This window comes from Sulfitobacter sp. HI0129 (assembly GCF_001635395.1).
Classification (GTDB): domain Bacteria; phylum Pseudomonadota; class Alphaproteobacteria; order Rhodobacterales; family Rhodobacteraceae; genus Sulfitobacter.
This window is the reverse complement of sequence record NZ_LWGH01000254.1, coordinates 1-11937: the sequence shown is the minus strand read 5'-3', so window position 1 is coordinate 11937 and position 11937 is coordinate 1. Positions and strand designations below refer to the sequence as shown.

General features: G+C 62.2%; 13 protein-coding genes and 1 riboswitch. Of the genes, 9 read left to right on the top strand and 4 right to left on the bottom strand.

Going from position 1 to position 11937, the window contains the following annotated elements; translation table 11 throughout:
- Both A3764_RS04915 and A3764_RS04910 read right to left on the bottom strand, forming a co-directional pair.
- Nucleotides 1-703, bottom strand: a 703-nt coding sequence (locus A3764_RS04915) for an aminotransferase class III-fold pyridoxal phosphate-dependent enzyme (RefSeq protein WP_150122071.1), incomplete at its 3' end; no start/stop codon positions are given.
- Between the two features lie 103 nt (nucleotides 704-806).
- Nucleotides 807-1475, bottom strand: coding sequence for a GntR family transcriptional regulator (locus A3764_RS04910; protein ID WP_150120613.1), 669 nt, complete (start codon nucleotides 1473-1475; stop codon nucleotides 807-809).
- Nucleotides 1476-1636: 161 nt separating this feature from the next.
- On the opposite strand from A3764_RS04910, the gene A3764_RS04905 reads away from it, so the two are divergent.
- From A3764_RS04905 to A3764_RS04885, 5 genes are all read left to right on the top strand, one after another.
- Nucleotides 1637-2722 carry a polyamine ABC transporter substrate-binding protein gene (locus tag A3764_RS04905; RefSeq protein WP_067919944.1) on the top strand — a complete coding sequence of 362 codons (1086 nt, stop codon included), beginning with the start codon at nucleotides 1637-1639 and terminating at the stop codon, nucleotides 2720-2722.
- 84 nt (nucleotides 2723-2806) lie between these two features.
- Entirely contained in the window at nucleotides 2807-3934 is a 1128-nt protein-coding gene (locus tag A3764_RS04900) for an ABC transporter ATP-binding protein (protein WP_067919942.1), read from the top strand.
- A 43-nt stretch (nucleotides 3935-3977) separates the two neighbouring features.
- On the top strand, nucleotides 3978-4853 hold the full coding sequence (locus A3764_RS04895; protein ID WP_067919996.1) for an ABC transporter permease subunit: 876 nt from the start codon (nucleotides 3978-3980) through the stop codon (nucleotides 4851-4853).
- The gene (locus A3764_RS04890) at nucleotides 4850-5671 is read left to right on the top strand and encodes an ABC transporter permease (RefSeq protein ID WP_067919940.1); all 822 of its coding nucleotides are present in this window, start codon (nucleotides 4850-4852) and stop codon (nucleotides 5669-5671) included. Before A3764_RS04895 ends, A3764_RS04890 begins: the two co-directional genes overlap by 4 nt.
- Nucleotides 5668-6996 carry an NAD(P)/FAD-dependent oxidoreductase gene (locus A3764_RS04885; RefSeq protein ID WP_067919937.1) on the top strand — a complete coding sequence of 443 codons (1329 nt, stop codon included), beginning with the start codon at nucleotides 5668-5670 and terminating at the stop codon, nucleotides 6994-6996. The genes A3764_RS04890 and A3764_RS04885 overlap by 4 nt, the downstream gene beginning before the upstream one ends.
- On the opposite strand, the gene trhO is transcribed toward A3764_RS04885, so the two are convergent.
- Nucleotides 6993-7916, bottom strand: coding sequence for an oxygen-dependent tRNA uridine(34) hydroxylase TrhO (gene trhO / locus A3764_RS04880; protein ID WP_067919935.1), 924 nt, complete (start codon nucleotides 7914-7916; stop codon nucleotides 6993-6995). The two genes, A3764_RS04885 and trhO, sit on opposite strands and share 4 nt — an antisense overlap.
- A 119-nt stretch (nucleotides 7917-8035) precedes the next feature.
- Between trhO and pncA the strand changes: the two genes are divergently transcribed.
- Complete coding sequence (gene pncA, locus A3764_RS04875; protein ID WP_067919933.1) at nucleotides 8036-8629, top strand: bifunctional nicotinamidase/pyrazinamidase; 594 nt, start codon at nucleotides 8036-8038, stop codon at nucleotides 8627-8629.
- A gap of 78 nt (nucleotides 8630-8707) precedes the next feature.
- Nucleotides 8708-10000, top strand: coding sequence for a nicotinate phosphoribosyltransferase (pncB, locus tag A3764_RS04870; RefSeq protein WP_067919931.1), 1293 nt, complete (start codon nucleotides 8708-8710; stop codon nucleotides 9998-10000).
- Here the strand turns inward: pncB and A3764_RS04865 are convergent.
- Nucleotides 9983-10912 carry a DMT family transporter gene (locus A3764_RS04865; RefSeq protein ID WP_067919930.1) on the bottom strand — a complete coding sequence of 310 codons (930 nt, stop codon included), beginning with the start codon at nucleotides 10910-10912 and terminating at the stop codon, nucleotides 9983-9985. The genes pncB and A3764_RS04865 overlap by 18 nt on opposite strands.
- Before the next feature lie 139 nt (nucleotides 10913-11051).
- Nucleotides 11052-11266: riboswitch (cobalamin riboswitch) on the top strand.
- A 32-nt stretch (nucleotides 11267-11298) separates the two neighbouring features.
- Between A3764_RS04865 and A3764_RS23910 the strand changes: the two genes are divergently transcribed.
- On the top strand, nucleotides 11299-11469 hold the full coding sequence (locus tag A3764_RS23910) for a CbtB domain-containing protein (RefSeq protein ID WP_082851087.1): 171 nt from the start codon (nucleotides 11299-11301) through the stop codon (nucleotides 11467-11469).
- A gap of 1 nt (nucleotide 11470) precedes the next feature.
- The coding region (locus A3764_RS04860; protein WP_067951267.1) for a CbtA family protein at nucleotides 11471-11937 on the top strand (467 nt) is incomplete at its 3' end.

Sequence of the window (11937 nt, the reverse complement as noted above, 5' to 3'; positions counted from 1 at the left end):
CCGCACCCTGCACCGGTTCCCCGATGAAGGCGGCGACCTTTTCGGGGCCGAGTTCGAGGATCTTCGCCTCCAGTTCCTGCGCCCGGGCAAGGCCGAAGTCTTCGGGGCTCTGATCTCCGCCTTCGGACCACCAGTCGGGTTGGTTGATGTGGTGGATTCCGGGGATGGGCATGCCGCCCTGTTCATGCATGAACGCCATCCCGCCAAGGCTGCCGGACCCCATGGAAGAGCCGTGATAGGCGTTCTTCCGGCTGATGATGTGGCTCTTGTCGGGTTGTCCCTTTTCAGCCCAATAGGTGCGGACCATCCGGATATTCGTATCGTTCGCCTCTGACCCCGACCCGGCAAAGAAGACGTGGTTCAGGTCATCCGGCGCCAGATCCGCAAGTTCCTTTGCCAGAGCGATGGCGGGGACGTGGGTTGTCTGGAAGAAGGTGTTGTAGAACGGCAGTTCGTTCATCTGGCGTGCCGCGACGCGGCCCATCTCTTCCCGCCCGTAGCCGAGGTTGACGCACCACAGGCCCGCCATCGCATCGAGGATCTGATGGCCTTCGCTGTCGGTCAGGTAAACGCCCTTGGCCCGAGTGATGATGCGCGCGCCTTTTTCCGCCAGTTCGTCGTTGGTGGTGAAGGGATGCATGTGATGTGCGGCGTCCAGCGCCTGAAGTTCGGAGGTCGGCAGATGATTCGTGACGGCTGACATGGGGGGCACCTTGTATTCCGGGTTATGTCTGGGGCGCGTAAATGCTTGGCTTGCAGAATATGATCAAATTACGCGCTGTCAAATCGAATAACCGACTGGCAGATCAGTTTTCGAATGCCGCCGCGATCTGCCGCATGCCCTGGGCCACGTCTTCTGCCATGGCGCGGGCGGCGCCGTCGGCATCCCGGCGGGCGATGGCGTCGAGAAGGTCGGCATGTTTGTCGGGCAGGTTGCTCGTGCCGAAACGACCGCAAATCACCCGCAGCGAAGGGCCGAACCGGAGCCAGAGCTGGTCAACCGTGGCGGCCATGATCGGTGCGTTTGCGGCAGCGTTGATCAGGCTGTGAAACTGGTAGTTATGGGTCAGGTAGCCGTTCACGTCGCCCCGGTCGATTGCCGCGTTCAAGGCCTCGTCGCAGGCAGTAAGAGCGTTGATCTGGGGCGATTCGATCAAGCCCGTCGCGCGCCGGGCAAGCTCCGGTTCGAGCGCTTCGCGCATGAATCCCAGCTCTTCCATGCACAGCGGGGTCAGCACGGGCACCGTGACCCTGCGGTTGCCCTGATGGGTCAGCGCGCCTTCTGAAATCAGGCGGCGCAAAGCTTCGCGTACCGGGGTCATCCCGGCATCCAGCCGCTCGACCAGCCCTTGGATGGTAACAGCCTGACCAGGCGCCAGATCTCCGAACAGGATCAACTGGCGCAGGCGTTCGTAGACATGCTGATGGGCGGGCATCTTCGCCGCCTCGGCCGAAGGCAGGGTCTGCATTTTCATGGTCGGTTCCTGCTTCATCGTGCTGCCCATTTTTTCACGTATGCTACATCCTTTACCGGGTGGATTACGCGTGAAAGCATAAATCATCTTGCCGCAAGAGGCAAAACTTGATCAAATTGGCGAAAGCCGGTGACAACCCGGCCACATGAAGGGAGTAACAGATGAATTACCGTTTGATGAGCAGTGTCGCCGCTGCGACGCTCATGGCAACAACGGCCGTCGCCGAAGAGGTGCGCGTCTACAACTGGTCCGACTATATCGACGAATCGCTGCTCGACCAGTTCGAGCAGGAAACCGGCATCGATCTGGTCTACGATGTATTTGACAGCAACGAGGTTCTGGAAACCAAGATGCTGGCCGGCGGGTCCGGTTACGACGTCGTGGTGCCGTCCGGTACGTTCCTGCAGCGCCAGATCAGCGCCGGTGCCTTCCAGAAGCTGGACCAGTCGAAGCTACCGAACCGGGAAAACCTTTGGGACGTCATCGAAGACCGGGTCAGCAAATATGATCCGAACAACGAATACGCCATCAACTACATGTGGGGCACCACCGGCATCGGTGTGAACATCAACAAGGTCAAGGAAGTGCTGGGCGAGGATGCGCCCGTTGGTTCCCTGTCCCTGATCTTCGATCCGGCCAACATGGAAAAGCTGTCGGAATGCGGTGTGCATTTCCTCGACGCTCCGGTCGAGATGATCCCCGCCGCTCTGGCCTATCTGGGTGAGGACCCCGACAGCCAGGATGTCGACACGATCGAAAAGGCGGAGCCCGTCCTGGCCGCCGTGGCGCCCTATGTCCAGAAGTTCCACAGCTCGGAATACATCAACGCGCTGGCCAACGGCGACATCTGCGTGGCCTTCGGCTGGTCGGGTGACATCCTGCAGGCCCGCGACCGTGCCGCCGAAGCCGACAACGGGGTAGAGATCGAATATTACGCGCCGAAAGAAGGCGCCCTGATGTGGTTCGACAACATGGCGATCCCCGTCGATGCCCCCAATCCCGAGGGCGCGCACAAGTTCCTGAACTTCATCATGGACGCGCAGAACATGGCGAAGGCATCCAACTACGTCTATTACGCCAACGGCAACAAGGCGTCCCAGGAATTCCTGGAAGAGGACGTGATCGGCGATCCGGCGATCTACCCGGACGAGGCGACGCTGGAAAACCTCTACACCACCAGCCCCTACGATCCCAAATTGCAGCGGGTCGTCACCCGCATGTGGACCAAGGTCAAGTCGGGCACCTGAATCGGGACAATACGCAGGGGGCGGGGCCGCAAGGTCCCGCCCCTTTTTCACGAAGCACGCAAGTGTCACGCAAGGAATTCTTCGTTGAGCCAGACCATCTTCGCTCCATGGGACGACCCGAACGAAAAGCCGCTGATCCGGTTTGAGAATGTTACCAAGAAATTCGGTGAATTCGTCGCCATCGACGATCTGTCGCTGGATATCTACACGCAGGAATTCTTCGCGCTGCTGGGTCCCTCGGGCTGCGGCAAGACGACGATGATGCGCATGCTCGCGGGTTTTGAAAACCCGACCCGCGGGACCATCGAACTTTCCGGCCAGAACATCGTGCCCGTGCCGCCGAACAAGCGGGCCGTGAACATGATGTTCCAGTCCTATGCGCTCTTCCCGCATCTGAGCGTCCGGGAAAATATCGCCTTCGGTCTCAAGCGCGACAAGATGGACAAGGAACGGATAGAGGCCCGCGTGGCCGAGATGCTGAAGCTTACCCGGCTTGAAAAGTTCGCCCAGCGCAAACCGCATCAGATTTCCGGCGGGCAGCGGCAGCGCGTGGCGCTGGCGCGCAGCCTTGCGAAGGCGCCCAAGCTTTTGCTGCTCGACGAACCGCTCGGTGCGCTCGACAAGAAATTGCGGCAGGACACCCAGTTCGAGCTGATGGATATTCAGGAAAGCACCGGCACGACCTTCGTGATCGTTACCCACGATCAGGAAGAGGCGATGACAGTTGCAAGCCGCGTGGCCGTCATGGACGAGGGGCGGATCATACAGGTCGCGACCCCGGCCAATATCTACGAATACCCCAATTCGGTCTATGTCGCCGACTTCATCGGTGATGTGAACATTCTCGAAGGGCGGGCGAAACCGGTCGGCGAAGACCGGTACGAAGTGCTCTGGCACGAGGGTGTAGCCCCCGTCACCGCGACCTCCTCCGCGCCCTTCAGCGACGGGCAGACGGCGCATCTGGCAATCCGGCCCGAAAAGATCGCGATCAGCACCGACCGCCCCGACAATGCCGACAACGCGATGGAGGGGAAGGTTCTGGACATCGCCTATCTTGGCAACCTCAGCACCTATCATGTCGGACTGCCGGGTGGTCAGGTCATCAAGGCGCAAACCGCGAATACACGTCGCATCGCCCGCCGGGACATCACATGGGAAGATCCGGTCTGGATCAGTTGGAGCGCCACCGCAGGCGTGCTGCTGGCCGAATGATGCGCCGCCTCGATATCCAACCCGGAAGGAGCGGGACATGCTGATGCGTCGCGCCCTCCTGATCGCAGTGCCCTATCTCTGGCTGCTGCTGCTCTTTCTCGTCCCGTTCCTGATCGTCTTCAAGATTTCCCTGTCGGATATCGCGCTGGCGATCCCGCCCTATACCCCGACCTTCAAGGACGGAATTGCCGAGCTGATCAGCCAGCTCGATTTCGAGAATTTCGTCTTCCTTGCCTCGGACGACCTGTATTGGAAGGCCTACCTTAGTTCGCTGCAGATCGCAGCGCTCTCCACCTTCATGACGCTTCTGGTCGGGTATCCCATCGCCTACGGGATGGCCCGCGCGCCCGAAGAATGGCGCCCGACGCTGATGATGCTGGTGATCCTGCCCTTCTGGACCTCGTTCCTCATCCGGGTTTACGCGTGGATGGGGATTCTCAGCAGCGAAGGTTTGCTGAACCAGTTCCTGATGTGGCTTGGCCTGATTGGGGAGCCGCTGACGATCCTGAACACCAATGTCGCCGTCTATATCGGGATCGTCTATACCTATCTGCCCTTTATGATCCTGCCCATCTACGCCGCCCTCGACCGGATGGACGAATCGCTCATCGAAGCGGCGGAGGATCTGGGCTGTTCGCGCACGCAGGCCTTCTGGCTGGTGACCGTGCCGCTCAGCCGCAACGGAATCATTGCGGGTTGCTTCCTCGTCTTTATCCCGGCCTTGGGCGAATTCGTGATCCCGTCGCTGCTGGGTGGTTCGGGCACGCTGATGATCGGCAAGGTTCTGTGGGAGGAGTTCTTCAACAACCGTGACTGGCCGGTGGCCTCTGCGGTGGCGGTGATCCTGCTCTTGATCCTCATCGTGCCGATCGTGCTGTTCCAGCGCAACCAGCAGAAACAGGCGGAGGCCGAGGCATGAGACGTCTTTCATGGTTCAACGTCACCTCCCTGACCCTCGGATTCGCCTTTCTGTACCTGCCGATGCTGATCCTCGTGATCTACAGCTTCAACGCCAGCAAACTGGTAACGGTATGGGCGGGATTTTCCACCCGGTGGTACGGCGAATTGATCCAGAACGAAGCCTTCCTCGGCGCCGCATGGGTAACGCTGAAGGTGGCGTTGATGTCCTCCACCTTGGCGACATTGCTGGGAACGATGGCAGCTTATGTTCTGGTACGCGGGGGGCGCTTTCTGGGGCGTACGTTGTTCTCGGGAATGATCTACGCCCCTCTCGTCATGCCGGAGGTCATTACCGGCCTGTCGCTGCTGCTGCTCTTTATCGGGATCGGTCTGGACAGGGGCGTGCTGACCATCGTTCTGGCCCATACGACGTTTTCCATGTGCTACGTTTCTGTCGTCGTATCCTCGCGGCTGGTTTCCTTCGATCGCTCGCTGGAGGAAGCGGCGCTGGATCTGGGATGTTCTGCGTGGGATGCCTTCCGGCTCGTGACCCTGCCGATCATCGCGCCTGCCGTCATCGCGGGCTGGCTGCTGGCTTTCACCCTCAGTCTCGATGACCTCGTGATCGCGTCGTTCACCGCCGGACCTTCGGCCACGACACTGCCGATTAAGATCTTCTCCGCAGTGCGGCTCGGCGTTTCGCCCGAGATCAACGCGCTCTCCACCATCATGATCGCGATTGTGGCCACCGGGGTGATCACCGCATCGCTCATCAGCAAGCGGGCCAGCCTGCGCGCCCAGAAGGAGGCGCAGGCGGCGGAACGGGCATCGGGATGAAGCGCATCTATTCCGGTTTCGCCTATAGCGCCGCCCCCCGGGCAAACTGCTGGTGGGATCGGACGTGCGACCTGCCGGAACGCCCCACGCTGCAGGGTGATCTAACTTGCGACGTCGCCGTGATCGGGGCCGGGTTCACCGGCTTGTCCGCGGCAATGCATCTTGCGAAAGAAGGCGTGTCGGTTGCCGTGCTCGAAGCGGAACGGGTCGGATGGGGCGCGTCGGGCCGCAACGGCGGTTTCTGTTGCCTCGGCGGTGGTATGCTGGACAACGCCGGATTGGAGGCCCGCTTCGGCGCAGAGGGCCGCCGGGATTGGCGCGCGACGGAGGCGGCCTCGGTTCGTTTCGTGCAGGATCTGATCCGGGAGCTGGGGATCGACGTCGACCGCCATTCGGAGGGGGAAACGCGCCTTGCCCATCGCCCTTCGGATTTCGAGGGGATGAAGCGCGAGGCGGAAGAGATCGAGGCGGATTACGACGTTACCCCAAGGCTGATCAAGGCCGCGGACCTCCCCAAAGAGGGTATGAACGCGGGCTTTCATGGCGGGCTGACCACGCCGGTGGGCTTCGCACTCAATCCCCGCAAATACCTCGCAGGTCTGGCGAAGGCCGCGGAAGACGCAGGGGCGCGCCTTTTCGAAGGCACGCCAGCCCATGCCATACACGACGACCGCCCCGGATTTTCGCTGGATACGCCGCAGGGACGCGTTCGGGCGGGGCGGGTCATCGTGGCGACGAATGGCTATTCGTCCGAGGACCTGCCGGACTGGCTGCGCGGGCGCTACATGCCGACGCAATCGAGCGTCATCGTCACCCGCCCGCTGACGCAGGTGGAACTGGACGCGCAGGGCTGGACCAGCGCACAGGCCTGCTATGACACGCGCCGTCTGCTGCATTACTTTCGCCTGATGCCGGACAGGCGGATGCTGTTCGGCGTGCGGGGCGGGCTGCTGTCAAACCCACGTTCCGAAAAACGCGCGCTGGCACGGGCGCGCCGGGATTTCGAAGCGATGTTTCCCTCTTGGAAGCATGTCGAAACACCCCATGGCTGGTCCGGCATGGTTTGCATCGCGCGCGACCGGATGCCCTTCGTTGGGCCGGTTCCGGGGCGCGAGGGGCTGTTTGCTTCGCTGTGCTATCATGGAAACGGGGTGGCGATGGGCAGCTATTCGGGCGCTGTCGTCGCGGAACTGGCTCAGGGCAGAAAGCCTTCCCGGCTCTATCCGCAGCCGATGAAAACACCGCTGTCGCGGTTCGAACTCGGCAGGTTCCGCCGTGCCGTCATGCCACCGGCTTATGCAGCTTTCGCACTGGCGGACCGCTAAGTCCCGCCCCCTTCGCGTTGTCCGGGATCGACCTTTGCCGCCCGCTGTCGCTGCAGGGTCAACTGGCGCTGCCGTTCGCGGAAACGCGCCTTGTCCGCGTCGGAGGTTTCCGCATGGCAATGGTGGCAGGAGACGCCCGGCTCGTATTCAGGGCGCTCCCGGTCTTCGGGCAGGATGGGCCGCCGGCACCCGTGGCAGAGGATATGCGGCCCTTCTGCGAGCCCGTGGCTGACGCTGACGCGGTTGTCGAAAACGAAGCAGTCACCCTGCCAGCGGCTTTGTTCCTGTGGGACGTCCTCAAGGTATTTCAAAATCCCGCCCTTGAGGTGAAAGACCTCCTCCACCCCTTGGCCGAGAAGGTAATTCGTCGATTTTTCGCAGCGGATGCCCCCCGTGCAGAACATGGCAATCTTCTTGCCCGCGAACCGATCCCGGTTCTTTTCCCACCATTCGGGAAATTCCCCGAAGCTGGCTGTCCGGGGATCGACGGCGCCGTCGAAGGTGCCGATGGCCACCTCGTAGTCGTTGCGGGTGTCGATCACGACAACATCGGGTTGTCCGATCAGGGCGTTCCAGTCCGCCGGGGCGACGTAGTGGCCCGTGCCTTGCATCGGGTCCACATCGGGCTGTCCCATCGTGACGATCTCCCGCTTCAGGCGCACCTTGAGCTTGCCGAAGGGGGCGCTGCGGGCGGTCGATTCCTTCCACTCCAGATCAGCGCATCCGGGCAGGCCCCGCAGATGCGCCAGAACCGCGTCGATCCCCGCCCTGGGCCCGGCGATGGTGCCGTTGATCCCTTCGCGGGCCAGCAAAAGCGTGCCTCTGACCTCTTGGGTTTCGCACAGCGCCAGAAGGTCGGGCCGCAGCGCGGCCGGATCGTCGAACCGGGTGAAGTGATAAAGGGCGGCGATGGTATACATGGCCGGTCAGATAGGCCGCCGTGCCGGGGTCGCGCAAGAGGCCACAGGCCAAAACCGGCCTTACATACGGCGGTTGTTCCGTCTAGGCTGCCGCCGAACATCGCAAGGGACGATACGGAATGCAGGCATTGGTCGTGATCGACGTACAGAAGGATTTCTGCCCCGAGGGCGCGTTGGCAGTGCCCGGCGGCGAAGCGATCGTGCAGGGGATCAACAGCCTGATGGCCGAAGTGGATGCCGTGATCCTCACGCAGGACTGGCACCCGGCGGGCCATTCCTCCTTCGCGTCAAGCCATCCGGGCCGCGCGCCCTATGAAGTGATCGAAATGCCCTATGGTCCGCAGGTGCTCTGGCCGGATCACTGCATTCAGGGCAGCCTTGGGGCGCAGTTTCACGGCACGCTTCAGGCTGAGCGGGCCGATCTTATCCTGCGCAAAGGGTACAACCCCGCCATCGACAGCTATTCCGCCTTTTTCGAGAACGATCACGAAACGCCCACAGGTCTCGAAGGATATCTGCGGTCGCGCGGGATCGACCGTTTGCTGATGGTCGGTCTCGCGACCGATTTCTGTGTCGCCTATTCCGCGCTGGACGGGGCGCGGCTGGGTTTCGACGTCGAAGTGCGCGAGGATCTGTGCCGGGCCATCGACCTCGACGGTTCGCTGGCGCAGGCAAGGGCACACATGCGTGAGGCGGGCGTCGTGCTGGCCTGAACAGACGGGCCGAGGGCGCGGCCCTTGCCCTTCGCCCGGTACCTCGCCACAAATAACCAGCTTTTTCGGGATTGAACCATGGTCGACATCGCCACGCGCGTCTGGAATCACAAGTGGAAGATCGACCCCATCGTTCGTTCGCTGATCGATACCGATTTCTACAAGCTGCTGATGTGCCAGTCGATCTTCCGCAACAAGCCGGATACGCAAGTTACTTTCAGCCTGATCAACCGGTCCACGCATGTCCCGCTGGCGAAACTGATCGACGAAGGCGAATTGCGCGAGCAGCTCGATCATATCCGCTCACTCTCCCTCAGCCGGGGGGAATCGACATGGCTGCGGGGGAATACCTTTTACGGCAAGCGGCAGATGTTCCGGCCCGATTTCATGGAATGGTTCGAGGGCCTGCGCCTGCCGCCCTATCATCTGGAGCGGCGCGGCGATCAATACGAGCTGACCTTCGAAGGCAAGTGGCACGAAGTCATGCTGTGGGAAATTCCGGCGCTTGCGGTGCTGATGGAATTGCGGGGCCGGTCGGTTCTGGACGGAATGGGCAAGTTCGAGCTTCAGGTGCTCTATGCCCGCGCGATGACGCGGGTGTGGGAAAAGATCGAAGCCCTGCGCGAGATCGAAGGCCTGACCATCGCCGATTTCGGCACCCGCCGCAGGCACAGTTTCCTGTGGCAGGACTGGTGCGTGCAGGCCATGCGCGAAGGGTTGGGCAGTGCCTTCACCGGCACGTCGAACTGCAAGATCGCCATGCACCGCGAGGTGGAGGCAATCGGCACCAATGCCCATGAATTGCCCATGGTCTATGCCGCGCTGGCCGAAAGCGATGCCGAACTGGCCCGCGCGCCTTATACGGTTCTGTCGGACTGGCACGATGAACACGAGGGTAACCTGCGCATCATCCTGCCGGACACCTACGGCACCAAGGGGTTTCTGGACAACGCACCGGACTGGCTGGCGGGTTGGACCGGCATCCGCGTCGATAGCGGCGATCCCGAAACGGCCGCGAATGTAGCTATCGACTGGTGGAAGGCGCGCGGCGAGAACCCGGCGGAGAAACGCGTGATCTTCAGTGACGGTCTGGACGTGGCGAAGATACACGAGCTTCACGCGAAATTCGCCGGACGGGTGAAGGTATCTTTTGGCTGGGGCACCCTGTTGACCAATGATTTCCGTGGGCTGGTGCCCGATGATGCGCTCGCGCCCTTCAGCCTTGTGTGCAAGGCGGTCAGCGCGAATGGCCGGCCTACGGTCAAGCTATCGGACAACCCCAACAAGGCGATGGGCCCCGAAGCGGAAATAGAGCGCTACAAGCGTGTGTTCGGCGTGGGCGACCAGCCCGCGCTAGAGGTCGTCGTCTGAAGAAAGTGCGCCGCGGGCCATTAGTTCCGCACGCCGTGCCTGCCGCTCTCGCCACACGATCAGCAGGCCGCCCCCGGCAATCAGCAGCGCCCCCGGGAACAACTCTGCCCAAGGGGTTTCGCCGTAGAATGCCCAGCCCAGCACGAAAGCGATCGGGATGCCGAAATAGCTGAAGGGGGCAAGGTTGCTCTGTTCCGTCATCCGGTAGGCCGCGATCAGAAGCAGAACGGCGATCCCGCCGAAGGTGCCCATCGCCAGGATCCAACCCAGATCGGAGAGCTGTGCCAGCGGACTGAACCCGGTGCTGACGAATGCGAGTAGCAGCGAACCCAATGCCGCCACCCCTGAGGAATAGAGATTGATGAGCGCGGTCGGCACCTCGTCGTCCATCATCCGCGCGGTAACTCCTGTCAGCGCGTAACAGGCCGCGGCGGCCAGTGGCAGCAGGGCGGCGGGGGAAAAGCTGTCGCGGCCCGGCCCCACCACCATCACGACCCCGACGAATCCCACGATCACCGAGGCCCAGCGGATCCAGCCTACCTGCTCACGCAGCAGCGGCACGGCCAAAGCGACAGCGAAGGGCGCGCTGGCGTAGGTGATCGTGGATGCGGTCGCAAAGCTCAGCAAGCCGAGGGAAAGATAGAAGAAATACTGCGCAAAGGTCAGCACGACGCCCCGCATCAGGGCAAACCGCCATTGCCGCATGCCAAGCTGACGGCCCTTCGCGTGCCAGTCCTTCGACGACCACAGCGCGATTGCCGCAGGTATCAGGCCACAGAGATTGCGATAGGCCGACAGTTCCGCCGCGCCGTAGTCCGCTGACAGGCGCTTGATGATCAGCCCCATGCCGTCAAAGAGGACCAGCGCCAGCAGGGAGTAGAGAATCGCAAGTGTCGTTCGGTTCGTTGGCATCCTGCACCGGCTCGAAAAAGCGCGGATAGCTCTTCGCCCGCCCGCCCCTTATGGCGGCCAACGGGCGATTTTGCCATCTGCGTTCCGCTCCCGGGGCGCGGATTGTCGCAAAGAGACCTTGCCAGAGATGGGTCAAAATGCGTAATTGAGCGAGCTTGGTGTTCCGAAAAGCGCATCTGCGTGGAACTGAAAAGGGAATTCGGTAAGGGATCCATCGATCCGGAAGCCGGAGCCGCCCCCGCGACTGTAAGCGGTGAGCCGATGCCAATGATGCCACTTGCCCGGAAGGGTGGGGAAGGCGGGCAGGGGCCACGACCCGCGAGCCAGGAGACCTGCCAGGCGAAGAAACGCAATTGGCCGTCGGGTGTGACGGTAAGGAGACCGATATGACAACCATGATCCAGACCCTCGGTGTGAGCGGCACGCGCTTCATTCCCGCGGCTTTCGTTGCCGTTCTGGGCGTGACGCTGATCACGCTCACCGGGCACGTACAGGCCGCCGCGCTGCACGACGCGGCCCATGACGTGCGCCACGCGACCGGCTTCCCCTGCCACTGATATGATTTCCAGATTTGTCGTCAGCGCGTTGTTCGCTGGCGCTGCGGCAGGCCTGATAGCGGGTCTGCTGCAGTTGGCGTTTGTGCAGCCGGTTCTTTTGCAGGCCGAACTGTTCGAAAATGGAACCTTGTCCCATTTCGGGTCCGACCCTGCCCCGGTGAACCTCGGCTGGGCGGCCATCGATCCTGTGCGGGACGGATTGAGCATCGTGTTCAGCATGCTGATCTACACCGGCTATGCGCTGGTGCTCGTCGCGGCCATGAGCCTTGGCGAGGAGCGCGGGAGCATGGCCAACGGCCGGTGGGGCATCCTTTGGGGGATAGGGGGGTTCATCGCCTTTCACCTCGCCCCCGGCTTTTCGCTCGCGCCAGAGGTTCCGGGCGTGGCGGCGGCGGATATCGGCGCGCGTCAGATATGGTGGTACGCCACCGTCGGTGCGGCGATCGTGGCCCTGTTCCTTCTGGCGTT